This window comes from Sphingorhabdus sp. Alg231-15, from assembly GCF_900149705.1.
GTDB lineage: Bacteria > Pseudomonadota > Alphaproteobacteria > Sphingomonadales > Sphingomonadaceae > Parasphingorhabdus.
In genome coordinates this window covers 1,228,958-1,252,781 of the sequence record NZ_LT703001.1, presented here as the reverse complement: position 1 = coordinate 1,252,781, position 23,824 = coordinate 1,228,958, and the positions used below count along the sequence as shown (strand labels likewise).

At 51.3% G+C, this 23,824-nt stretch carries 27 protein-coding genes; 19 read left to right on the top strand and 8 right to left on the bottom strand.

Annotated features, from left to right (window positions below):
- The first annotated feature begins 9 nt into the window (after positions 1 to 9).
- Positions 10 to 1,596, top strand: coding sequence for a long-chain-fatty-acid--CoA ligase (locus DG177_RS06235; protein ID WP_108810702.1), 1,587 nt, complete (start codon positions 10 to 12; stop codon positions 1,594 to 1,596).
- Between the two features lie 108 nt (positions 1,597 to 1,704).
- A complete protein-coding gene (locus DG177_RS17870) occupies positions 1,705 to 2,124 on the top strand; it encodes a GFA family protein (protein WP_108810701.1) in 420 nt (139 codons plus the stop codon).
- A gap of 218 nt (positions 2,125 to 2,342) precedes the next feature.
- Here the strand turns inward: DG177_RS17870 and DG177_RS06225 are convergent, their stop codons facing one another.
- Both DG177_RS06225 and DG177_RS06220 read right to left on the bottom strand, forming a co-directional pair.
- Positions 2,343 to 2,747 (bottom strand): hotdog fold thioesterase, encoded by a 405-nt coding sequence (locus DG177_RS06225; protein ID WP_108810700.1) that lies wholly within the window; start codon positions 2,745 to 2,747, stop codon positions 2,343 to 2,345.
- The gene (locus tag DG177_RS06220; RefSeq protein WP_108810699.1) at positions 2,744 to 3,799 is read right to left on the bottom strand and encodes an alcohol dehydrogenase catalytic domain-containing protein; all 1,056 of its coding nucleotides are present in this window, start codon (positions 3,797 to 3,799) and stop codon (positions 2,744 to 2,746) included. The genes DG177_RS06225 and DG177_RS06220 overlap by 4 nt, the downstream gene beginning before the upstream one ends.
- 77 nt (positions 3,800 to 3,876) lie before the next feature.
- On the opposite strand from DG177_RS06220, the gene DG177_RS06215 reads away from it, so the two are divergent.
- The gene (locus DG177_RS06215) at positions 3,877 to 4,302 is read left to right on the top strand and encodes a MarR family transcriptional regulator (protein WP_108810698.1); all 426 of its coding nucleotides are present in this window, start codon (positions 3,877 to 3,879) and stop codon (positions 4,300 to 4,302) included.
- Here the strand turns inward: DG177_RS06215 and DG177_RS06210 are convergent.
- Complete coding sequence (locus DG177_RS06210) at positions 4,269 to 4,910, bottom strand: TetR family transcriptional regulator (RefSeq protein ID WP_108810697.1); 642 nt, start codon at positions 4,908 to 4,910, stop codon at positions 4,269 to 4,271. The genes DG177_RS06215 and DG177_RS06210 overlap by 34 nt on opposite strands.
- 83 nt (positions 4,911 to 4,993) lie before the next feature.
- On the opposite strand from DG177_RS06210, the gene DG177_RS06205 reads away from it, so the two are divergent.
- Positions 4,994 to 5,662, top strand: coding sequence for a DJ-1/PfpI family protein (locus tag DG177_RS06205; protein ID WP_337658565.1), 669 nt, complete (start codon positions 4,994 to 4,996; stop codon positions 5,660 to 5,662).
- Positions 5,663 to 6,036: 374 nt separating this feature from the next.
- Positions 6,037 to 7,491: a hypothetical protein gene (locus tag DG177_RS06200; protein WP_108810695.1), complete on the top strand. Its 1,455-nt coding sequence runs from the start codon at positions 6,037 to 6,039 to the stop codon at positions 7,489 to 7,491.
- Positions 7,492 to 7,598: 107 nt separating this feature from the next.
- Here the strand turns inward: DG177_RS06200 and DG177_RS06195 are convergent, their stop codons facing one another.
- A complete protein-coding gene (locus DG177_RS06195; RefSeq protein ID WP_108810694.1) occupies positions 7,599 to 7,949 on the bottom strand; it encodes a winged helix-turn-helix transcriptional regulator in 351 nt (116 codons plus the stop codon).
- Positions 7,950 to 8,121: 172 nt separating this feature from the next.
- Between DG177_RS06195 and gstA the strand changes: the two genes are divergently transcribed.
- The 4 genes from gstA to DG177_RS06175 all read left to right on the top strand — a co-directional run bounded on the left by gstA (position 8,122) and on the right by DG177_RS06175 (position 10,450).
- The gene (gstA, locus tag DG177_RS06190) at positions 8,122 to 8,736 is read left to right on the top strand and encodes a glutathione transferase GstA (RefSeq protein WP_108810693.1); all 615 of its coding nucleotides are present in this window, start codon (positions 8,122 to 8,124) and stop codon (positions 8,734 to 8,736) included.
- On the top strand, positions 8,736 to 9,167 hold the full coding sequence (locus DG177_RS06185; protein ID WP_337658564.1) for a nuclear transport factor 2 family protein: 432 nt from the start codon (positions 8,736 to 8,738) through the stop codon (positions 9,165 to 9,167). The genes gstA and DG177_RS06185 overlap by 1 nt, the downstream gene beginning before the upstream one ends.
- A gap of 26 nt (positions 9,168 to 9,193) precedes the next feature.
- A complete protein-coding gene (locus DG177_RS06180) occupies positions 9,194 to 9,406 on the top strand; it encodes a 2-hydroxymuconate tautomerase family protein (RefSeq protein WP_108810692.1) in 213 nt (70 codons plus the stop codon).
- Between the two features lie 66 nt (positions 9,407 to 9,472).
- A complete protein-coding gene (locus tag DG177_RS06175; RefSeq protein WP_337658563.1) occupies positions 9,473 to 10,450 on the top strand; it encodes an NAD(P)H-dependent flavin oxidoreductase in 978 nt (325 codons plus the stop codon).
- 117 nt (positions 10,451 to 10,567) lie between these two features.
- Here the strand turns inward: DG177_RS06175 and DG177_RS06170 are convergent, their stop codons facing one another.
- Entirely contained in the window at positions 10,568 to 11,143 is a 576-nt protein-coding gene (locus DG177_RS06170) for a TetR family transcriptional regulator (RefSeq protein WP_108810690.1), read from the bottom strand.
- 129 nt (positions 11,144 to 11,272) lie between these two features.
- Between DG177_RS06170 and DG177_RS06165 the strand changes: the two genes are divergently transcribed.
- The 3 genes from DG177_RS06165 (at position 11,273) to DG177_RS06155 (ending at position 12,826) form a co-directional block, all read left to right on the top strand.
- Positions 11,273 to 11,743, top strand: a complete 471-nt coding sequence (locus DG177_RS06165) for a hypothetical protein (protein WP_108810689.1) — start codon at positions 11,273 to 11,275, stop codon at positions 11,741 to 11,743.
- A gap of 79 nt (positions 11,744 to 11,822) precedes the next feature.
- Complete coding sequence (gene gloA, locus DG177_RS06160; RefSeq protein WP_108810688.1) at positions 11,823 to 12,239, top strand: lactoylglutathione lyase; 417 nt, start codon at positions 11,823 to 11,825, stop codon at positions 12,237 to 12,239.
- A 65-nt stretch (positions 12,240 to 12,304) separates the two neighbouring features.
- Entirely contained in the window at positions 12,305 to 12,826 is a 522-nt protein-coding gene (locus DG177_RS06155; RefSeq protein WP_108810687.1) for a hypothetical protein, read from the top strand.
- A gap of 935 nt (positions 12,827 to 13,761) precedes the next feature.
- On the opposite strand, the gene DG177_RS06145 is transcribed toward DG177_RS06155, so the two are convergent.
- Positions 13,762 to 14,349: a TetR family transcriptional regulator gene (locus DG177_RS06145; protein WP_108810685.1), complete on the bottom strand. Its 588-nt coding sequence runs from the start codon at positions 14,347 to 14,349 to the stop codon at positions 13,762 to 13,764.
- A gap of 116 nt (positions 14,350 to 14,465) precedes the next feature.
- Here DG177_RS06145 and DG177_RS06140 point away from each other — a divergent pair, with 116 nt between their 5' ends.
- Positions 14,466 to 14,783 carry a YciI family protein gene (locus tag DG177_RS06140; protein ID WP_108810684.1) on the top strand — a complete coding sequence of 106 codons (318 nt, stop codon included), beginning with the start codon at positions 14,466 to 14,468 and terminating at the stop codon, positions 14,781 to 14,783.
- A 55-nt stretch (positions 14,784 to 14,838) separates the two neighbouring features.
- Positions 14,839 to 15,396: a dihydrofolate reductase family protein gene (locus tag DG177_RS06135; RefSeq protein ID WP_108810683.1), complete on the top strand. Its 558-nt coding sequence runs from the start codon at positions 14,839 to 14,841 to the stop codon at positions 15,394 to 15,396.
- A gap of 21 nt (positions 15,397 to 15,417) precedes the next feature.
- Here DG177_RS06135 and DG177_RS06130 read toward each other — a convergent pair whose 3' ends face one another.
- Complete coding sequence (locus DG177_RS06130) at positions 15,418 to 17,160, bottom strand: amidohydrolase family protein (RefSeq protein WP_108810682.1); 1,743 nt, start codon at positions 17,158 to 17,160, stop codon at positions 15,418 to 15,420.
- Between the two features lie 53 nt (positions 17,161 to 17,213).
- A complete protein-coding gene (locus DG177_RS06125; protein WP_108810681.1) occupies positions 17,214 to 18,167 on the bottom strand; it encodes an EamA family transporter in 954 nt (317 codons plus the stop codon).
- Positions 18,168 to 18,395: 228 nt separating this feature from the next.
- Here DG177_RS06125 and DG177_RS06120 point away from each other — a divergent pair, with 228 nt between their 5' ends.
- The 5 genes from DG177_RS06120 to DG177_RS06100 all read left to right on the top strand — a co-directional run bounded on the left by DG177_RS06120 (position 18,396) and on the right by DG177_RS06100 (position 23,824).
- Positions 18,396 to 19,814: an aldehyde dehydrogenase family protein gene (locus DG177_RS06120; protein WP_108810680.1), complete on the top strand. Its 1,419-nt coding sequence runs from the start codon at positions 18,396 to 18,398 to the stop codon at positions 19,812 to 19,814.
- Positions 19,815 to 19,879: 65 nt separating this feature from the next.
- Complete coding sequence (locus DG177_RS06115) at positions 19,880 to 20,827, top strand: polysaccharide deacetylase family protein (protein WP_337658562.1); 948 nt, start codon at positions 19,880 to 19,882, stop codon at positions 20,825 to 20,827.
- Positions 20,824 to 21,969 carry an acyl-CoA dehydrogenase family protein gene (locus DG177_RS06110; RefSeq protein ID WP_108812808.1) on the top strand — a complete coding sequence of 382 codons (1,146 nt, stop codon included), beginning with the start codon at positions 20,824 to 20,826 and terminating at the stop codon, positions 21,967 to 21,969. The genes DG177_RS06115 and DG177_RS06110 overlap by 4 nt, the downstream gene beginning before the upstream one ends.
- A gap of 32 nt (positions 21,970 to 22,001) precedes the next feature.
- Positions 22,002 to 23,045 (top strand): 3-hydroxyisobutyryl-CoA hydrolase, encoded by a 1,044-nt coding sequence (locus tag DG177_RS06105; protein ID WP_108810679.1) that lies wholly within the window; start codon positions 22,002 to 22,004, stop codon positions 23,043 to 23,045.
- Positions 23,042 to 23,824: an enoyl-CoA hydratase-related protein gene (locus tag DG177_RS06100; RefSeq protein ID WP_108812807.1), complete on the top strand. Its 783-nt coding sequence runs from the start codon at positions 23,042 to 23,044 to the stop codon at positions 23,822 to 23,824. Before DG177_RS06105 ends, DG177_RS06100 begins: the two co-directional genes overlap by 4 nt.

The window sequence follows — 23,824 nt, the reverse complement described above, 5'->3', positions numbered from 1 at the left end:
GGAGCGGGCATGTCAAACGAAGGGCCAGAAATTCGCCGGTGCATGGGATCATCCATCGCCTATTGGGCAGAGCGTCTGCCGGACAATATTGCACTGGATGATGCCGCCGGTCTGGTGACCTATGCGGAACTCGACCGGATCGTCACTGACTATGCGCGCGCCTTCACGGGCGCGGGTTTGAAAAAAGGCGACCGGATCTGCTGGCTCGGCAAGAATAGCGGGCTCTATTTCACGCTCTTTGCCGCCGCGAGCCGCGCAGGTGCGGTGATCGCCCCAATCGGCTGGCGTCTCGCTGCGCCGGAAGTCGCCTATGTCCTGGAAGATACCCAGGCACCGCTGCTGATCTGCGAACCGGAATTTTCCGATATTGCCAAACAGGCGGCTGAGCAGGCTGGAACCGTGAAAACCATCCTCGTTGCGGGGGAAGCTGACGGGCTGCAAGCGCTCGACGAATGGCTGGTCAAAACCCAGCCGGGAGAATTGCCCGACACCGATCCGGCAGAAGGTGTGCTGCAACTCTATACCTCCGGCACCACCGGCAACCCCAAGGGTGCGGTGCTGACCAACGACAATCTGTTCAAAATGCGTCCACTAGTGGAGAATAAGCCGGAACATGCGTGGATCGACATCAGCCCGGATGACAGCACGCTTGCGGTCATGCCTTGTGCCCATATTGCCGGATCTGGCATTGGTCCGATAGCTTTCTATAATGGTGCGACCATGATGGTCATTCCGGAATTCCATCCTGACAGTGTGCTGGATTGCGTGGACAAGGGTCTCAACCAATTTTTCCTTGTGCCGACGGCGTTGCAAATGCTGGTCAACTGGCCGCGAGCACAAGAAACGGATTTCTCGACGGTGCGCTCAGTCACCTATGGTGCCGCTCCGATACCACTCGAACTGCTGCGCCAGTGCATTCAGACGATGCCTCAGGCTCTATTCTGCCAGCAATATGGGATGACCGAGACAACCGGTACGGTATGTATCCTGCCGCCCGAGGATCATGATCCGGAGGGCAACGAGCGCATGCGCGGTATAGGCGTGCCGCTGCCAGGCGTGGAGCTGCGTATTGTCGACGAACAGCATGAAGAAGTGCCGCCCAACACTATCGGAGAAATTGCCACACGATCCGGCCTTAACATGCTGCATTATTTTAATAATCCGGACAAGACCGCCGAGACGGTGGATGCCGACGGCTGGCTCTATACCGGCGATGCTGCGATCATGGATGAAGACGGTTATTTTTATATCAAGGACCGGGTAAAGGACATGATCATTTCCGGCGGTGAAAATGTCTATCCGGCAGAAGTCGAAAACGCGATTTTTGGACACCCGCAGGTCAACGAAGTTGCCGTCATCGGTATCCCCGACGAAAAATGGGGAGAAGCGGTGAAAGCGGTTGTCTCGCCCAAGCCCGATGCAGGCGAGGTGGATGCCGACAGCGTGATCAGCTGGGCACGGGAGCGGATTGCCGGTTTCAAGGTACCGAAATCGGTTGATGTGATTCCGGAACTGCCAAGAAATGCATCGGGAAAGATATTACGACGTGAGTTGCGCGACCCTTATTGGGAGGGCAAAGAGCGCGGCGTGAACTGAGGGGTGTTGGACAATATTGACCGACTAACCTCCGCTATGGGTGCAAAAGCGGACACTAGGACTATCGACTATCGTTGTGCATGTCGAGAATGCCTGTAGGGTCGATGTATGAAAAGGAAGTACAAGGGAAAATGTCTTTGCGGTGACGTTACCTATGTGGCTGAAGGGTCTCCGATAGTTGTCGCACAATGTCATTGTGAAGAATGTCGCCGATTGAGCGGAACAGGTCACACTGTTGGGGCCATGTTCCCTTCGACAGCGGTAGTCCTAAATGGGAAGCTGAATGAATACAGCTATCGGTCTGACAAAGATTCGGAAGTGACCAAAGCATTTTGTGCAAAGTGTGGTAGTCCAATTTATGGATCAAACACTCGATTGCCCGATCATTTGACGCTAACGCTCGGTACAATGGACGATGCTGTCGGGTTGGATGTTGAGGTTGTCATCTTCGAACGCGACAGGCCACATTGGGACCAGATTGGGGAAGATGTGGCGTCGTTCGATACACAGCCAGATTGGAAACCCTAAGGTTGGCGGTTTCTGAACATCTAACGTCCGCTATGGTCGCATAAGGAGACATAGTGAATGCAATAGTGGTTGGTCCGTTTATGACCCATTGCCGATCATACGACCTGACTGCTCCCATACCTCAAAGGGAGGTACACAGCAGCGCCAAGGATGCCCCGTCTTTCTGGCCGCCTCAAACACCCCCATTCTTAAGGCTCAACATTAGGTCCGTGAGCATTCTATGGAGAGCCGCGAACGCTAAAAGTGCCAGTCATCAGAGCACACAGCTTCCCATCGGAATAAACTTGGCCTTGAGCTATATCTATCGACTTTCCAATCTTGGTAACATCAGTCACAAATTCAAGCCACTCACCTTTCCAGGCCGCACGGGCAAAATCCAGATGTAGATTTAGGGTGACCAGCCCGGAAACTTCTCCATGCTGCATCGCGCAGGACAAGCCCATTGCGTTATCCGCAATTGCGGAAATCAAACCCCCGTGAACGAAGCCGCGGCTGTTGCAATGCTGGTTATCGGAAACAAAGCCTATGATGGTCGCATCATTTGTCACCAGCGAATAGAGTGGTTCCCAGGGATCTGTTAGAGGGCTTTTGCGAAAATGAGGTTGAAAGCCTTCTTTGATCATTGTTCATCTCGTACAAAGACGATCTTTGTGTCTGGATCGGTGATCGACTGTTGTGCCTCAGAAAACGGCAAGATTCGCGTGATGACGTCCAGATGTTTGATCTTTCCACATTGCGAACAATCAAGCACAGCCTCAATCTTCGCGCGGGCATGAACGCGGCTCACTTCATAGGTGATGCCTTTCATGTACATCTCCGCAACGGGTAGTCCATTGATCAACCTGCCCGGAGCGGATACGCCAGTACAAATACCGTATGCTTGTGTCGATCGCAGAGCATAGATCAAACCTTCGCGAAGGCTGGAAGCGTCCACAACAATCGGGAATTGTTCAGTCACCGGGGTATCTGACCCATATTGAACTTCTATCGCTTCAGCACCCAGGCTTTTGGCGTGAGCCAGTCTTTCTGAACCAAAATCGGTATATGTGACTTTACTTGCCCCCAGCGCGACGGCGGCTTGAACAGCAAACAAACCAACGCTTTGCGCCATTCCTCCAACGATTAACACGGGTGATCCAGGTCTTTCCTTCAAGGGCCGGGCAACAGTTCTGTAACCATCGCTGGCATTGTCGGAGATCGAGGCCGCAACGGGCAGTGATACCGCTTGTGGGATTTTCACAAGCATTGCATCGGCGTAAGGTACAAGTACGAAATCACTCAGTCCTCCGCCCCAGTCTCGTCCGCTGCTTTGAGCAAGGCCATAGGCGGAGAAGCGGGGAACGCTGGAACAGGCATTTGTATAACCTTGTTGGCAAAATTCACAGGTCCCGCAATTGATTTGAAACGGCACGACAACTTTGTCGCTAGGAATGACGCGTGTCACATCATCGCCGATTTCGACGACTTCGCCCGCAATTTCGTGCCCGAAAGCAAAAGGCTTGTCCTTCATCGGTACGGTGCCGTTTGCGACGTAGAGGTCGAGATCGCATCGAGTGACCGCAAGCGGTCTTACAATTGCCTGGCCAGCGGATTCAATTTTGGGAGCCGTTACTTCGCGCCATTCCAGCTTGTTCGCCGCTACAAAAGTGAATTGCTGCATACTGCTGTCGATCATGGAGCACCTCGATATACTTTATTAGTGAAGTAAATATAGATGCAGACAGCTTTTGGCAATCATATTATGGAACGCCTATGTCAGCATCAAAACAACGGCTCTACTGGCGATTGCAACTGGCTGCACATTTTCTGCAGAAACGGGCGGATCGCGAGTTGAAAAGAAAAGCCAATATTACAACTGCTCAGACAGGCGTACTGGCTGTGATTGCTAATGGTTCTGAGGTCACACAGAAAGATATTGCCACAGCCTTGGGGCTGAACGAATCGGCCGTTACCGCAATGGTCAGGAGGCTGATTGCACTGGATTATGTAACCCGCCAGCGAAGCGAAGTGGACCAACGATCACGGTTGCTGACACTCACCGATCTCGGAAAAGAAGTCCAACAAAACGTCCGCCCACCGTTCAAAAAAATCAACGATAAAATTGAAGATGTCTTGGATGATGATGAAATCGATAAGCTGGCCGATTATCTTACACGCCTGACAAGATCCTTCGAATGATCCAGCTTTAATAAGGATGTAATTGATCTTGCGGTCTGTGCTCCTATGACGACAAGATCCCTTTTCCTTGCTCCGGATTTAGCTCTCGCAGAGAATGCGACAAGCGTGTTGGAGGCCAGATTCACAGCTGTATCGATTTGAGATGCGCTACTATTCGGTGCTGATTTCGAAATCCGAGCACGCATCAATTCATCCAGCTGTTCTATTCCAAATTCCAATCGCGACTTAATTTCGGCATCATCTGCACTGGAAGGTGCCGTACCAAACACTAGGCATCCTGGTGCCACTCGACTGTCACGATAATAAATGGACAGCATGGCAGCGTAGAAATCTGTCAGTGCGGATTCAAGGTCGTCGGTGGCATGCAGAGCTGGCACGGCCGTTTCCATGACATCCGTCCCAAATGCGTCCATTGCGGAAATGTACATGGAGTGCTTGTTGCCAAAAGCGCGATACAGGCTTGGTCGACTCAATCCGGTTGCATCGGATAGGTCATCCAGAGAGACGGCGGCAAAGCCCTTTGATCTGAAAAGTTCCACCACAGCCTGCATGGCGGTCTGCGTGTCGATTGTCACGGGGCGACCCCGTTTGGGTTTCAAATTTGGCATTATGTACTGTTTCGCATTTAATTATTGACGTATCGATAAAAATGTACGAAACGGTACAAAATTGCAACCATATGGAGTATATTATGCTGATTCAGTCTCTTATCTATCCCGGATTCACAACCTTGGATCTTATTGGTGCGTTGCAGCCCTTGACGCAGATTCCAGGGGCCAAAACCGAGATCGTTGCTGGTGTGGCGGGTGTAAACCCCACCGATTCAGGTGCATCAATCATGGCGGATGCAACCTTTGAGACCGCTTCAACTGCACCGGATGTCATCCTCGTACCGGGTGGAGGGACACCTTCTATCGACATACTTGAGGACCAGGCCACAATGGATTTTCTGGCCAGGCAGGGAGAATCTGCCGGTTGGATTGTATCCGTTTGTACTGGAGCGCTTTTGCTTGGGAAAGCTGGTCTTTTGGAGGGATACAAAGCTGCCACTCATTGGGCCGTGATTGACACGCTTGAAGCATTCGGCGCAACCCCGGTTCACGAACGCGTCGTGATTGACCGCAATCGTTGCACCGGTGGCGGTGTGACAGCGGGCGTTGATATCGGACTGACGGTTGCAGGGCAGCTCGCTGGAGACGATATGGGCCGGGTCATCGAACTCATCATTGAGTATAATCCAGCGCCGCCTTTCGGAACCGGTCATCCGACATTGGCCGATCCGAAAACACTTGAAATGGGCAAGGCCGGCGCAGAAGCGGTCATGCAACCTGACCGCATTCGCCAAATCGCGGCTGCCTGACCAACGTTGATCACTGGGAGAGGCTGTGAGCGACAAAATAATGTGGCCAGTGTAGCTTTTGGTTTAACTGTTAAATCACAAAAGCGATCAGAATTTAACAATCGTTACAGATCGTTTCGGGTCCAGCAAAAATTGTGCTGGATCCGGAGATTTTGGAGCCGCTTGCAGCCCAAGGATGGAGACAAGCGAACACTATTGGGTGATGTCAGCCTTTCGCACTTGAATCACCGAGTTACCAAATGGAAACTTCATAATATATAATACTCGTTATATAACTTGACCTACGGTTGTACAGGACCTACCCAGCAAATTATCGACTTTCATGAAAACTTGCAGAAAACTCACGCTTTGGCGTGTTATTTCGGGAGCTACAAATGTCCTACGTCAAAAAATATACCTTTTCCGGCCTTTTTCTAATGTCAGTGGCTCTGGGCGCAAATTCCGCTTCTGCACAGGAAAGTGAAAGGATTAACGATCTGATTGATCAAGTCGCAAAAGCGTATGGCGGAGATGAACTGATCGAACTGGATTCTTTTCGTCTCCAGGACAGGTATAAACAGGCTTTGCCGGGGCAGGGCTATACTGCATCCTATGATGAATTCGTTACATTTCGACGCGATACCCAACTTGACTTAGTTCGCAGAAAAGGAAGCGAAGAGAGATGGACGTCCAACTGGAACGCAACTCTCCATCTACGGGTGGTTTCATTGCCGGATGCGATAGCAACGATTGATTATGAAGACGGATTTGTTCGCCCGGCAAGCTTCCCGGACTTTGACGCGGCTTTTGGGGGAGCCGTTCGCTTAAGCGACACATTACTTGCGCGAACGTTGGTACTGAACCGTGAAACAGCTGTGATGAAAGACGGAGAAATCTATCTGGGAGAGAGGCAACAACAGGTCGAAATACAGATGCCTCACTCCCCACCATTGACTCTTTTTGTGTCAGAAGCGACCGGACTGATATCGAAAATGACGAGAAGCCGCGGCCCACAAACCCTTCATTACATTTTTGGGAATTACAAGAAAGCTGGCGGTATTGCTTATGCAGCTGATTTCTCCATTTTTGCAGGAAGTACGCCGGTTACCATTAGCGTTGATCGTCGCGTTTCGGTTGGAAATGTGGCACCATCGATATTCGGTCTCGACAAATCCTTTCGCTACGAGCCTGCTCGCGTAGACAACCAGGAAATGACGGTTCAAAAAATTGGCGAGGGCGTACATTTTGTCGGTAGGGGGCCAGCTTACACCGTTTTTATCGATGCCGAAGATTACGTCATTGCCGCTGGCGGATATCCAGGGTTGCGCGATCGCTATGAGATGTTCAAAAAGACCACAGGCAATGCAACTCCATTAAAATTCCAGGTCGCCACACATCACCACTCAGACCATCTAGCAGGGCTCTCCGAAGCGTTGGATCTCGGGGCGACGCTGATTGCGCCTAAAGCAGCTATCGAGAAAATTCGGAGCGAGACCGGATTGGAAGAAAATAGCATCCAGCTTCGTACCTTGAATGATGTGATCAATGAGGGGCCCGTAGAAATCTACAATGTCGCAACAAATCATGTAGATGAGCTGGCGCTGATTTATGTTCCCGAAGCCAGGACGCTTTTTCAGGCTGATCACTACGCCGCCTTGCATGAATCGGAGATTACGCCTGCGGGTCGGCGCGCGGTTGAATTGTACAACGCGGTGAATCATCTGCGTCTTGATGTCGCGATAATCCTGTCGGCACATGGTGGACGGCCTATTGCATGGGCCGAATTTGAAACGGCAGTAGAGAAGTTTGAGGGATTGCCGTGTCGATCACAACGGTCAATTTGCCAGTAAGGCGTCGGCGTTCAGAAGCATTGAAAACGACTCAAGCTGATTTGATTATATCGTTTTCGAAGCGCCAGTTTATGACGTCTCGGTTCCTACGACACCTGATTGTCAGATCAGGACTGGCGTTGTTGTTTCAGTTGATGACCAACATTTACAATACCCTCTATTGCTGGAATCAGTTCAGAACCCAATGTCGTCAGACTATATTCCACTGACGGTGGAGATGTATCTTTCACATCCCGGATAATCACACCCCGACTCTCCAGCTCACGCAAACGTGCGGTCAGTACTTTCGGTGATATTGGCGGAATATCTATGCGCAACTCGCTGAATCGGCGCGGACCGGCGCGCAAACTCCAGATCACATTTGTGGTCCAAGCCCCACCGATTATTGCCATGCATTCGGTCAGAGCACAGGGCTCTGGTGGATCAATGCTATGATTTTTTCTGATTTTCAATGGCATATCAAGTCCTAGTTACCAAAAGGAAACTCAATAATGAGGTTTCTATTAGATATCAAGTTTACAATTGAAACCATAACAAATAATTCGATTTGCGCAATCGCCGGCCTCCGGCCCCCTGTCATCCCGACCGGCCGGCGGTTGCATTTCATCCTCCAATCAAGGGACTTTTATAATGAAACTATATTACAAGCCAGGTGCCTGTTCACTAGCAAGCCACATCATTCTTGAAGAACTGAAAGCGAGCTTCACGCTCGAGATGGTTGATACGATCGAGCAGCGGACGGAAACGGGTGCTGATTACAGGGAGATCAATCCGCTGGGATATGTCCCCGCACTTGTTCTCGAAGACGGCACAATATTGATCGAAGGACCGGCTGTATTGCAGCATATTGGAGATCAATTCCCAGACAGTGGTCTCACTGCCCCTTTTGCGAGTATTGAACGGGCCGAGCAAAATGGCATGCTCAATTTTCTGTCTTCCGAACTTCACAATGCATTTGGTCCGTTTTTCACGCAGACACCTCCTGGATCTAACGAAAAAAAGGCGCATCTGAACAGAATTTCGAGATTGGTTCAATTTCTTGAAAACAACCTTCGAGACGGCCGCGAGTATCTTTCTGGGAGCAGCTTCACCGTTTCCGATGCGTTCGCATTTGTGGTGCTGTCTTGGTCGACATATGTCGATTTGTCCCTCTCCGACTTCCCGCTCATAACTGCCTACATGGAACGGTTAAGCAAAAGGCCTTCAGTGATCAGCGCGATGACCAGTGAAGGGCTATTGGACTAGTGGAACGCAATTTCTCCGACAATATGTTCCCGTCTCGTATGATCGATATTTGGGCAGCCCTCGAGACCTATTTTGACGGTCTCTACTACGGCGATGTTGAAACGCTTCGATCCGTGTTCCATCCAAAAGCCACATATGCTTCTCCTGCCAGTGGTCCTTTGTTGATAAAAACGATGCCGGAATATTTCGAACTGGTTGCAAAAAGAGAACCACCTTCGGATCGGAAGGAGGATCGAGTAGATGAGGTAGTATCGCTTGATTTTGCTGGTTCGAAGATGGTTTTTGCCAGGGTTCGATGCGCGATCGGCGAGAAGCATTTCACAGATTTTCTGACGTTGATCCTAGTCGATGGACGTTGGCAGATCCTATCCAAAGTGTTCGATTACACTTACCGAAACAGCAAAAAAACAGGCAATCCCGCGTTGGGGTAAACATGGATTTGAAAGGAATATGACAAATGCCATACGTCAATATCAAGGTTACGAAAGAGAGCGTGACCAAGGAGCAAAAAGCGGCTCTGATCGAGCGAACCACCGAAATGCTTGTTGAGGTTCTCGGCAAAGACCCGTCAACCACATTCGTCGTGATAGATGAAGTCGATCTGGACAATTGGGGTATCGGCGGAGCGCAAGTCACCGAACTTCGGAAAATGCGAGCGCCGCCACACTGATACCGTGTGGATTTCGACTGCCAGTTTGACCATTACTAACCCTCCATCGCATGAAGGATCATTTCCATGCCGGATAGAATTACGTCTTTGCTGAGTATTCGCCACCCCATTATTCTCGCTCCAATGGCTGGAGTGAGCGGTGGAAAGCTCGCTGCTGCGGTGAGTGATGCTGGCGGACTGGGGTTGATTGGTGGTGGCTATGGAGATGAAGTCTGGTTGCGGGATCAGTTATCCAAGGCTGGTACCAGCCCTATTGGTGTAGGTTTTATCGGTTGGAGTCTGGACCGAAAGCCGGGCCTGCTCGACCTGGCCCTGGATTATTCGCCAAAAACAATTCTGCTGTCATTTGGCGGGCTCGAGAACCACGCTGGACGGATAAGATCGTCGGGGATCACGCTCATTGCCCAGGTGCAGACTCTAGAACAAGCTAGATCGGCTGCTGATCTGGGTGCAGACATAATTGTGGCACAGGGATCTGAGGCAGGTGGACATTGCGGTGAAAGGTCCACTTTTCCTCTTGTTCCCGCCATAGTGGATAAGATTCCGGATCTGCCCGTTGTGGCCGCTGGCGGGATTGCTGATGGCAGGGGATTGGCTGCCGCTTTGATGCTGGGGGCGAAGGGTGTGATGTGCGGAAGCGTCTTCTTTCCTGCTCCAGAAGCATTGTCCTCAAAAGCAGCCAAAAATACCGCACTGAAAGCTTCAGGCGACGATACGGTCAGAAGCTCCGTATTTGATCTTTTGCGAGGTTATGATTGGCCAGAACAATGGAAAATGAGGAGCCTGAGGAATGCTTCGACTAACAAATGGGATGGACGAGAGAGCGCTCTGAAAAAGGCATTGGACGGTGAAAGACGGCATTTTGATCTGGCAGTCAAGTCGGACGACCCGGTAACGGCACCCGTAATTGTCGGTGAAGCAATTGATCAGATAAACCAATCAATACCGGCTGGCGAAATTGTGGAAGTTTTGGCCAAAGAGGCTCAAAGAACGATTCAGCAAATAGCCGCAGAAGTTCTTTTGTCGGATGGCCTCTCCATTTAGTTTGTATGGCGTCAAAAACCTAACATGCTTATGACCGCGCCAGCTTCTTGAACGTCCGGTTTCCAATCGAAGTTGGTAAAACGCATCCCAATGCCATGACCATGTCCAGTGGCCACGTTACGAAACCAGGGCAAGCGCTGCCGTTTTGGCTGAAGCGGAGATACCGGATGCCAGCTTCTTTGATTTGACCGCCCTTGCCAGCGTCAAACCTCCGATGAGGATGGAAAGAAGCATCCAGGCCTTCTCTTGACGCTGCTCATCGTTTTTTCCCGACAATCCTTGCGCTATCAGCCCACTAATCACCGACATCCGATTCTCATAGGACTTGCGAATATGATCGTTGGTACGGACAACATCCGGAGACAATGTTGTCATCGCGCAGCCACAAGCCAGATCGTCGCGGTGCGGCTTTCCCAAATAATAGTCTGCAAAAGCCCGGACCCAGTCTTTTCCGTGCTCAGACTGATATTTCGGAATGGCGGCGATGACTTCGTCCAAGCCCACGTTGACGGCAATTTCGAAGGCGGCATCCTTTGATTTGAGATGGGCATAGAATGCCCCAGACGTGACTTCGGCATCTCGCGCAATGGTATCGACTCCGACGCCATTATATCCGGATTGACGAAAATTCCGACTGGCAGCAGAAATCATTTTTTCACGGGTTCTTCTCTTTCGGTCTTCCTGCTTGGCCATCAAAAACTCCATTTATGTAACGATCATTATATTTATATTGACTCTTTGTGAAGGAATCAATATCTGACATAGCGATCGTTACATAGCGATCGTTATATAAATGGAAATCGCTCACAAAAGGAACCAAAAATGAAAATTACTACATCCCTCTTGGGGGTCGCTCTTGCCATCGCTGCACCAACCCAGGCGAAGGCCGCCGATTGTTTGGATCTAGGCGGCGTCGCTCTTCCAAACTTTTTTGCCGAAGGAGAAGGAAAGCCGATGATCATCTCAGCGACTCTCATGGGTAGCGTCCAACACGCTGCTGGCAAGATTCTCGGTCAGCGGGTGACGTCAACCGGCCTCGAGATGGATATGGAGCATTATTTTGGCCGAAGTGACGGCGGATCGATTTACACCAAGGACTTGGGGATCCTGACTTCAATTCCTGGAAAACCGGGCCGCTACATGATCGAAATAACATATCATGTACAGGAAAATGCCGGACGCGGAACTTTGGAAGGCTATGGCGGTCAATTTAATAGCTACGGTGTCGTGGATTTGCGCGACCCCAACAATTTGCAGGGTCTTGTCCGCTACTCAGGCCAGATCTGTAGTTAACACTCTCTCACAAAATGTACGCGAGCGGGTCACTTCGTGGACCGCTCGCGGCGCCCCTTCCCAATAGTCAGGACAAAATATGACCAATCCCACACCCAACCGAATTCTGCATTCCATGATCCGCGTCAGTGACCTTGAAACCTCCCTGGACTTTTATTGTAACAAACTGGGCATGGATGAAATGCGCCGAGAGATATACGAACAAGGAGGTTTCACACTTTCATTTGTCGGTTATGGAGATGAGGCTGAAAACTGCGTTATCGAACTGACATACAATCATGATGCCCGTTGCTATACGCACGGAGATAGTTTTGGTCACATTGCTCTCGAAATTGATGATATCGACGCGTGTTGCCGACAGCTCGAACAGAGCGGAGTAGAGTTGCTCCGCGCACCAGGCGCAATGGTTCATGCTGATCAGAATGGTAAACGCGATGTGATAGCGTTTCTGCTCGATCCCGATGGTTACCGCATCGAGCTGATAGCGGGTTCGTGATCATCCGAAATACTGGAATCCAGCTGAGCTTGTGCTAATCCATGGCTTCTTTCGGGAAACCTTTCATGACTCTGAAATATTTGGCTTTGTATTTCCTGACAGCAGCTCATTCTCTCGGAGCATCAATCGCCGCCGATAAATGGTCTGTAACCAAGAATCGGGAATCCGACACACATCCGATCGGTGTGATCGCATCGTTAGAGTCAATTGAGAATAATGCGATTTTGGCCATCAAATGTGACCAAGCCGACGCGGGTTCAATTTACCTGCATTTTGTCAGCAAACACTTTCTTGGTCGAACCGGACTGGGCGTGAGAAGCGTGAGTTTCAGGTTCGACGACCAATCTTCGGATTCTCTTTTGGCATATCACAAAGGGAATAATGCTGTGGTGTCCAATGCCGCTCCAGATTCAAGTGCAGGGAAATTCATTCTGAGCCTGATTGAGCGCAATTCTGTGATTCTCGCACTCTCGAGCGCGACGGGCGAACGCCACATTTCCAAATTCGAACTGGGTGGTTCGAAAAAGGCGATTGGCGAAATCGTTCGATTTTGCAAAGCCAAAAACTGGTATGGATTGATTGATTGAGAATGGAATTTTGCAGCGAGAGAATGGCACAAGATTAACTGACCATCGATCAACTTGCACCGCGGCGGCATGAGGAGCAGCAGGTTCACCGTGGTTCTCTCGGGTGCCAATGTTGCAAAATTTCGTTTTACCCTAAACGCAGCTCGATCAAAATGTGGTTTCTCCGTCACACCATCCATTGACAGTGCTATTTCCCGCAACTCAGAGTCTGAAATTGCCATTGTCGGTACCTCCTGAAATTCGTTGCGCTCAATCAGGTTAGGATAAAAATCCGCCGAATGCTAATGTCCGCTTTCGGGATCAAGCTGCCGCGAGCCAAGTGACCGCTCCCGACCCATTAGCGGACGAATATTCTGGACCAGCTTAGACCTCACAAAGGCCTTCGAGCCTACTCTTCAATGCGCTTGCTGTTTTCGTCTGGGTAGCTGTATTTTCACTCAGCTCGTCTTCAGGAATAGTTCCACCGGCGAATGCTGTCACATCTAGGCAGGGTAATTCTGCGGTACTGCAATTGCTCGTCTCTGGTCCACTATCAGTATCCCGATACTCGACAAATATATCCTGACCAAACCCACTACCATCCATTCTGAGGCGCAAGTAGCTTTCCGAACTCTCTTGAAGGTCGATCGTAAGATCGTGCCGTTTTGCGAACGCTGTGAGAGCGCTGCTTACGGATGCTGAATCCAGTGACGAGCAGCTAACCTCAAAATCGGCGACTGGAAAACTATCGGAAGTACAGGAAGCCAGAAGGCCTAAAAATATTACATATGCGCGTTTCATCGTTCGAACGTTATCCTAAACAATGACTGCTTTCCAAACAATTGTTGCTATCAAAAACGCCAAATCCTAACGTCCGCTTTCGAGATGAAGCGGACATCGTGAGGAGATGCTTGGCTTCGCTTTTCATCTTCCTACAATAATTTCAATCGCTTATCCTAGCCAGCTAACTGATCTAGAGCAAAGTTCTGCGCCGCATCGCGAACCTCTTCCGCCAATTCTGAATCAGGAAGTGATTTGGCAATAACCATGCCGCCTACACACAAGGCTGCCAGTGACAAGGCGCGCTGTCGTGACTCTTGGCCTTTCTCACTAATGCCGTTCTCAAATAATCCGACCATGGCTTCCAGCAGTTGTAGGTAAGATGTCTGCACCTGCGGGTTTGATCGGGCAATGTCTGAAGGTAAAGCGATCATTGGGCATTGTCCGTCAAGATCGCCCAAATGTTTCGACGACAGATATCCGGATATCATCTGGCGAACCATGTCTTCACCGGGCGAGCTGGGATCGACTCCCGCATCTCTGCGCCATTCCGCGCCGCGTCCAAGCAGAAAACTGGATACGGCGGCGTGGTGGAGCTGTTCTTTGGTTTTGAAATGATTATAAAATCCACCACGTGTCAGCCCCGCATTTTCCATAACCATATCGATCGTGACATCTTGAAAGCCGTGTCGGTTGAAAAGAATTCTCGCTGATTCTACAATCTTCGTCCGTGTCTGCTGCTTATGTTCCGCACTGTAAGGCATTAGTATTTTCTCCGTTTTGCGGGACCATAAAATATTTCTAAAAATGTTCTTTAACATATTTAGAACGCCGCAATAAAGGGCTCAAGAAAGTCACCAACCCCTCGAAGGAGAATAAAATGCAGAAATTCATCTTGGCTTATCACGGCGGCAATACATCAATGACGCCGGAAGAAGGGCAACAGCATATGCAAAAATGGATGGCGTGGATGGATGGTCTTGGCGATGCCGTGGTAGACCGAGGCCTCCCCGTTGGCCAATCCATAACAGTTAGTGCTGACGGCGTGATGGAAGATGGCGGTGCCAACCCACTATCGGGGATTACCATCATTCAGGCTGAAAGCCAGGACGCGGCTATTGCCATGACAAAAAAATCTCCGCACCTCGACATTGGCGGAACTATCGAACTGGCTCCGGCGATGGACATGCCCATGTAAAGGAGGTGGCTAAGAGACACCTATTGGCAATTATCGCAAATTAGAAAGTAGCAGCATGAGAGATATCGCAGCACTGACATTCGTAACTCTAAATGGTGTCATGCAGGCCGTGCGGCTGCCTGATGAAGATCGCTCAGGTGGATTTACATCAGGCGGCTGGGCTTCAGAATATTGGGATCCGGTGATGGAACAGGTACAAAAGGAGGCGATGGCCGAGCCCTATGATATGCTGCTTGGCCGGAAAACCTATGAGATGTTTTCTAGCCATCAGGATGCGAGCATGAATGATGGTCATGTCTATGTTGTGTCATCTGGAAATCCGGAGCCTATATGGGCGAACACAACCTTCCTTTCAGGCGATATTGTCTCCGAGATTACCAAACTGAAAAATCAGGACGGACCGCTATTACAAATTCACGGCAGCTGGCAATTGATCCAAACGCTTTTGGCGGCGGACCTGATCAATGAATTTCGCCTGTGGACATTTCCTGTGATTGTAGGATCCGGAAAGCGGCTATTTGGCAGCAATTCCGAAACAGAGTCGCTTAATCTGGTGAAGACCGCTCCGACTGGCAACGGCGCCATCATGAGCGTGTACCGAAAACCGAACTAGATTGCGGCCAAAGAGGCGAACCTATTCCGCCGGGAACCAGCGGCCTTCAAACACAACGCCTTGCACCTGTACCTCCTGCAATTTTGGGGCGCCGCCTTCATAGGGATCACGGTCCAGCACTGTGAAATCGGCTTTTTTGCCGGTGGCAATGCTCCCGACCATTGCATCGAGCCCAATGACTTGAGCGGCCTCGATCGTTATGGCACGCAAGGCCTTGTCGAGCGAAAGTCGCTCGGCTGGGGCCTTGGCATTGCCGTCCAATGTGATCCGGTTGCTCGCCACCCAGGCGAGGTAAAGCGGGTCAATTGGCGCCATGTTGAAGTCGCTATGCAGGCCAAGCGGGACGCCTTTGCGTTCGAGTGAGCCAAGCCGACTCATCTGCGCAGCGCGGTCGGGACCCATGCCGGTCTTGGCATAGGTATCTCCAAGTATCCGGATATAATTGGGCTGAGCTGAGACATAGAGACCCATTTTACCAATCCGCCGGTTTTGCGCTTCGGTCGAATAGCCGAGATGCTCCATGACAATATCCTGACCATTTTTAACGGTCAGTTTCTCGGTGATATCAAGTACGATATCCAGCCCCTTGTCGCCGTTGACGTGGGTATGGAGGTTCCAGCCGGCATCCCAGAACCGTTCGGTTTGCTTAAGTAACTCGTCCGGCTCGGTCAGCCATTTCCCCTCATGACCATCGCTATAGCCGGGGGGATTCATCTGCATATACTGGGCAAAAAATGCACCATCTGCAAACAGCTTTACCCGATTGGAGAAGAAGAACTTATCGCTGTCATATTTGGCTTTCATATCCTTCAGCCAGATGTTGGGATCGCCGGTGACGAGCGGTGCAACCGGAATAGCGAGGATCCGCGACGGGGTTGTTGGTTGATCATAGAGGCTCTTGAACAGCTGCGATTCCATCTCCGGTCCGCCAAAGCCGCCAAAAGCGAGGTCAGCGCTGGTTGTCACGCCGTTTTCGAGCATCATCTGGCGCATATCGGTTAATCCCTGCTGCACCTTTGCAGGAGAGAAGAGATAGGGGCGAAGCTTTTCAATACCGTTGAACAGAGCGGTTTCGTGAATAATCCCGCTCGCATAGTCGGCATGACCAGGATCGATCTGGGGCTTGTCAAACTCTGCCTTGAATGCGGCGGCGGTGCCGATACCGAGCAAGTCCAGTGCCTTTGAATTGGCTATAATCTCATGAAAACTGCGCTGCCAGATAACCACCGCCCGATCCGGTGCGATACTGTCCAGGGCCGCGCGATCCATATCACCATGGAACAGCTTGTGATGGCCCCAAGTAATGAACAGCGCATCCTGACTTTTTGCCAGCTCTTCGCGCAGACGCTTCTCATAGGCGGCCTTGCCGCGCGCTGCGGGATAGGTTTTTCCGGGTAGTTCCCAAGCTTCTGGACTGATGAACGGGATCGGCAGCATCATGATCGTCTGCATCGGGTGGATATGCGGCTCGACAAAGCCAGGCATCAGGATATTTTTGGCAAATTGCCGATCCAAAGTCACGGCCCGACCTTCCGTCCAGGCACTCAGGTCATCCAGTGATTGACCCAATCCCAGCACGATCCCGTCGGCTGTCGCAACATATCTGGCTTCAGGATAGCCTGGTTCCATGGTGATGATTTTGGCCGCTTCGTAAACGGTAACGTCCGGATAGGGCTGAGCGGCAGGAGGTTCATTGGCTACCGCCATGCTCGAAAAGGCTATTAACGTCCATAATGCGGCCGCTTGGCGCCATAAATAGTGCATATCTCTCTCCCCTTATCGGGAGGCTATGCGCTTTATCCGTGCTTGCCAAGCTATCAGTTTTTGGAGGGCCCCAGACGCGCTTCGCGGACATGTTCGCGCCAGGCAATGAACAGGCCGGAACCGATAATGATTGGCGCGCCCAGCAGGATCGACAGGCCGGGCCATTGACTGAACACAATGATACCAATGATTGTGGCCCATAGGAGCGCGCTATAGTCCATCGGCATGATGGTGGACACGGGTGCAAAGCGCAACGATTGGGTGATTGTCAGCTGACCAATCGCACCGAATATGCCGACGCCGAGCAAATAGGCCCAAGTCTTGGCATCATGTCCGCCGCCATAGATATAGGCGCAGACGGCCAATGCCGGCAGGGTATAGACAGAGAACCAGAATATCGTGACAATGCTGGTTTCCGTGCGGCCGAGCATCCGGATGACAAGGGTGACTGATGCCGTAACCAATGCGCCGATCAATGCTACGGTTGCGCCAAAGGCCGGGATCAGATTGCCGCCTGGCTGAACGACCACCAATACACCGATAAAGCCGATCAGGATGGCCGACCAGCGCCGGATGCCGACTTTCTCGCGAAGAATGAGCGCTGCGAACAGCGTCGCAAATATCGGCACTGTGAAGCTGATTGTTGTAGCATCGGCCAGCGGAAGCAGGGTCATGGCCCAGAAATTCAGACCCATGGCAAAGATACCGAGCGCAGACCGCAAGATATGCAGTTTATGCTTGTCGGACTTGATCGCTGGCCAACCCGCATGACTCCGCCAGATCAGAAAGCAAATCAACGGCATGGCAGTGAGTTGGCGGTAAAACAGGCTTTCGGTGACGTGAACGCCCTGCTCACCGGCCAGTTTCACAAAGGCAAACATGATGGCAAGCGAGAGCATTGCAGCAAGGCGGGTAATTATACCCGCCATCGGCCGGTTTTGGCCGACTGTGGGTGATTGAACCGACGTTGGCTTGACCGGCGCTTTATCTAAAACATCAGTTGTCATCTGGTTGCTAGAATGGTGGTGGAATAGCTCATTTTGTTGACGATAGGCGCAATCGGATTGTCAATGCAATTGCGTATCGCAGCGGAGCTCTGTTGCTTTTGTAATTTTATTACGCGCGACATTGCATGCTTATCGGCAGTGAATTATATATATCGGTAAAGAAAATGCCGTTTCAACGAGTCCTTTTCCGTTGATATTCCGGTTAAAACATAATTTCAGGAGCTTTACATGCTGGACACAACCACCAACCCACAGGATCCGATTGCGGAAGAAGTCGCCGAATTGGTTGCGCGGTCGCGTGCAGCGCAGCAGCAGATCGAAAACTATACCCAGGAACAGGTTGATGAGCTCATCCGTGCGATGGTGTGGGCTGTTGCGGAAGAATCGGTGGCAGAGAAAATTGCGCAACATACTGTCGATGAAACACAGCTGGGCAATTATGACGGCAAATATCTGAAAATTTTCCGCAAAACACGAGCCACGTTGTTCGACATTATCAACGACAAGTCAGTCGGCATCATCGAGGAAGATCACGAGCGAAACATCGTAAAAATTGCCAAGCCGGTAGGCGTGATTGGTGCTTTGTCGCCATCGACCAATCCAGAAGCCACGCCAGTGATCAAGGCAATCTCCGCGGTTAAAGGACGCAACTCAATCATTGTCGCTCCACATCCGCGGGCCAAACTAACGAACAAGATGATTTGTGATCTGATGCGCGATGCCATTGTGAAAATGGGTGCACCCGCTGATCTGGTAATCAGTATAGATGTGCCATCGGTTGAGAAAACCAATGAGCTGATGCGGCAATGCGACCGAGTACTCGCGACCGGCGGTGGTGCGATGGTTACCGCGGCCTATTCCAGCGGAACACCGGCTCTGGGTGTCGGTGTCGGCAATGCGGTAATCACGGTGGATGAAAGCGCTGACCTTGATGATGCTGCAGAGAAAATCCGCATTTCCAAGACACTGGATCTGGCGGCTAGCTGTTCTTCCGACAATAGCGTAATATTGGTCGATGCTATTTACGATGAGATGGTAGAAAAACTGAAGCATCAGGGCGGTTATCTGGTTAACGAAGAAGAAAAGCAGAAATTGCAGGATGCGCTTTGGCCAGACGGTCATTTTAACACTGCGATCGTTGCACAACCCGCAGAGAAAATTGCAGGAATGGCGGGTTTTAACCTACCAGAAGGGCGCACATTCTTCATGGTGCCTGAAACCGGTTTTGGTGCTGATTTCCCATTCTCTGGCGAGAAACTGACGGTCATCATGGCGCTTTACCGGGCAGCAGATATCGAAGAAGCGATTGCTTTGACTAATAATATTCAGGCCTATCAGGGGCAGGGACATAGCTGCGGTCTCTATTCCCGGTCAGACGAGAATATCATGAAGCTCGCCAATGCAACCCGCACATCCCGTGTAATGGTCAATCAGCCACAATCGGCTTCCAACAGCGGTAACTTGTGGAACGGCATGCGGCAAACATTCTCTCTCGGATGTGGCAGCTGGGGTGGCAATGGCACCAACAACAACATTACGTGGCGCGACCTGATCAACGAAACCTGGGTGTCCAAGCCCTTGGCAGTATCCAAAGAACTGCCTTCGGATGAAGACCTGTTCGGAGACGTGATGCGAAAGCTGGCGTAGCGCTGCCTTTGTCAAACTTTCCTAAGCAAAAGCCTTTCTGACATGGAAGGGGCAATGGTCCTGCAATGATGCGCTTATTATTGATCCTGATGGCGAGCCTGTGTTTTGCCTTGCAGCCGACCGTTGCCCAGAAGCGGATTGCGATAAGCTTTGACGATATTCCGCGTCATGCTGGCGGTTTTTTTACGCCCGATGAGCGTGCGATAAAGCTGATCGCAGCTCTGGCAGAGGCGGGAGTCGAACAAGCTGGTTTTTTCGTGACGACGGGTAATCTAGACAAAGAGGCGGGCAAAGGTGGTGAAGACCGCATCCGGGCTTATGTTGCCGCTGGCCATGTGATCGGTAATCACACAAAAACCCATCCTTGGCTGTCCCGGACAAAGGTCGAGGATTATATTGCGGAAATCGATGAGGCCGAAACATGGCTGAAAGGCCGGCGCGGCTATCGCCCGTGGTTTCGCTATCCCTATCTAGACGAGGGCCGCCGTGATCTTGAAAAGCGCGATGCGGTGCGCAAGGCGTTATCGGAACGCGGTCTGTTGAACGCTTATATCACAATCGACAATTATGATTGGCACATAGACCGTCTCGCATCGCAAGCCGCTGAACAGGGCAAAGCGATGGATATGGATGCGTTGCGCGGCCTGTATGTCGAGACGATGGTGGATACCGCCAATTTCTATGACGAAATCGCCGTGCAATCCTCTGGCCGTTCTCCGGCTCATACGTTGTTGTTGCACGAGACAGATATTGCTGCGCTATTCATTGACGATTTGGTACGCGGACTTGTCGCTGATGGTTGGACTATCATCACAATGGACGAGGCTTATGCTGATCCCATTGCCCGGACGGAACCCGATACCTGGTTTCTCGGGAGCGGCCGGGTTGCAGCCATGGCACACATAAAGGGCTCTGCTCCTCGTGAACTTGTGTATGAACGAACCGATGAAGATGTTTTGAATCGGCTTTTTTCAGAGCAGGTGTTGAAAGAAAAATGGAACGAAAAGAAATGACGGATCAATTTTCCCTGACAGAAGATCAATTGGCCATTCAGGATATGGCCCAGAAATTCACCGCCGATGCGATTACTCCTCATGCCAGCAAATGGGATGAAGAGCATATCTTTCCGCGCGATGTAATCAAGCAAAGTGCGGAACTGGGTTTTGGCGGAATATATGTATCTGAAGAATCCGGCGGCATCGGTCTTGGCCGGCTGGAAAGCGCGATCATCATGGAAGCCATGGCCTATGGCTGCCCTTCAACCAGCGCGTTCATCTCGATCCATAACATGGCAGCCTGGATGATTGATACATTCGGTGCTCAGGCGGTGAAGGATAAATATCTGCCCGACCTGATCAGCATGGAGAAAATCTCGAGCTATTGTCTGACCGAACCGGGTGCCGGTTCAGATGCGGCATCGCTGAAAACCAAAGCGGTGCGAGACGGCGATCACTATGTCGTCAGCGGATCGAAGGCGTTTATCTCCGGCGGTGGAGAGAATGAACTATACGTCACTATGACGCGGACCTCGGATGATGGTGCCAGTGGCGTGACATGTCTGGTCATTGAAAAAGATATGGAAGGTGTCAGCTTCGGCGCGAATGAGAAGAAGCTTGGCTGGCATTCGCAACCAACCGCGCAAGTGAATTTCGACAATGTTCGTGTGCCAGTGGAAAACCGTGTCGGTGGTGAAGGCGAGGGCTTTCGCATTGCTATGGCTGGCCTTGATGGTGGGCGCTTGAATATTGGTGCCTGTTCGCTCGGAGGGGCGCAGCGCTGCTTGGATGAAGCAGTGGCCTACACAAAAGAGCGCAAGCAATTTGGTAAAAGCATCAGCGATTTTCAAAATACCCAGTTCATGCTCGCCGACATGGCAACCGACCTCGAATCCTCGCGAGCCTTGCTTTATATGGCCGCGGTAAAGGTTACTCAGGGCGCACCAGACAAAACCAAATTTGCCGCCATGGCCAAACGCCTGGCGACCGACAATGGATCAAAAATCGTCAACGACGCGCTGCAGCTCTTTGGTGGTTATGGCTATTTACAAGATTATCCCATCGAGCGTTTTTGGCGCGATTTGCGGGTGCATTCGATCCTCGAAGGTACCAATCAGGTCATGCGGATGATTGTTTCGCGTGAAATGCTACGGCAATGACCATTGCGTTCTCCCAAAAATAGAAAGACAAAATGACCGAAGACCTAATCATCAAGAAGACGGGCCGGGTCGGGCATATCAGCCTCAACCGCCCCAAAGTCATCCACTCGCTCAATCTTGCGATGTGCGAAGCGATGCGCGATACGCTGATTGCATGGCGGGACGATGACAGTGTTGAAGCTGTAATTATTGATCATAGCGAGGGCCGGGGTTTCTGCGCCGGTGGTGACATCGCCATGTTGCAGGCCTCAGGCAAAAAGGACGGCAAAGAAGGACGGGCGTTTTTCTACAAGGAATATCAGCTCAACCACCTGCTGTTCGAATATCCGAAACCTGTGGTCGCCTTCATGGATGGCATAACCATGGGCGGCGGCGTTGGTATTTCCCAGCCAGCCCAATATCGCGTTGCGACCGAGAATACGCGCTTTGCCATGCCGGAAACAGGTATTGGGCTCTTTCCCGATGTTGGCGGTGGCTGGTTCTTATCGCGGCTGGAAGGGCGTCTGGGCCAGTTTCTTGCGCTCACTGGCGCGCGGTTAGATGGGGCAGAATGCAAAGAAGTAGGTTTGGCAACCCATTATGTGCCCTCCGAGAATCTTGAAGAAGCCAAGCAGCGGATTAGCGAAGATCCCAACCGTATCGACGGGATATTGGGGCAGCTTTCTGATATTGTTCCAACTGCGCGGATCACCGACAATTTGGACAAGATCGACAAGTTTTTTGCCTCGGATATGTATGAAGAAATTCTTGAAGCACTTGACGCTGATGATAGCGATTGGGCCGCAAAAGAGCGCGATACGCTCGGTACAAAGAGCCCGCAAACCTGTAAGGTGGCGCTACGCCAGCTGAAGGAAGGCGCGGCGATGGAAAGCTTTGCTGATGAGATGCGCAATGAATATCGTATCGCGTCGCGTGTGCTGGTCCGGCATGATTTTATCGAGGGCGTTCGGGCCCTGATTGTCGACAAGGACAATAATCCCAAATGGGATCCCGCGACACCGGAAGAAACAACTGACGAACTGATCGACAGCATTTTTGCGCCGTTACCGGCAGATGAGGAATGGAAACCGCTATGACCTATGAAACAATTCTGACCGAACACAAGGGTCAGGTGACGCTGATTACGCTGAACCGGCCCAAGTCGCTCAACGCGCTGAACAGTGAAGTTCTGGACGAATTAATCAGTGCCTTTGCGGCCTTTGAGGCGGACGAAACTCAACTTTGTGCCGTTCTCACCGGCTCCGGTGACAAGGCTTTTGCGGCTGGTGCAGATATCAAGGAAATGTTCGAAAAATCTGCGGCGGATTTCTATCTGGAAGATTTTTTCTCCAAATGGACCAGTCAGATTGTCAAGACAACGCGCAAGCCATGGATTGCGGCTGTGAATGGCTTTGCACTGGGCGGTGGTTGCGAGCTTGCGATGATGGCGGATTTCATCATTGCGAGCGAAAACGCCAAATTCGGCCAGCCCGAAATCAAGCTCGGCGTTGCTCCGGGCATGGGTGGATCACAGCGCCTGACCCGGGCGGTGGGCAAGTCCAAATCGATGGATATGTGTTTGACCGGCCGGATGATGGATGCGGAGGAAGCGGAGCGATCAGGACTGGTTGCGCGGGTTGTGCCGCATGACCAACTCGTCGACGAAGCTATCAAAGCCGCTGGCACAATCGCTTCGATGCCGCCCATGGCCATTCAGGTGAACAAAGAAATGGTCAACGCGGCGTTTGAAACAATGCTGGATCAAGGCTTGTTGCATGAACGCCGCCTGTTCCAAATTTTGACGGCGACCGAAGACAAGGCTGAAGGCATGGCGGCGTTTATTGAAAAGCGCGAAGGCAATTGGAAGGGGCGTTAA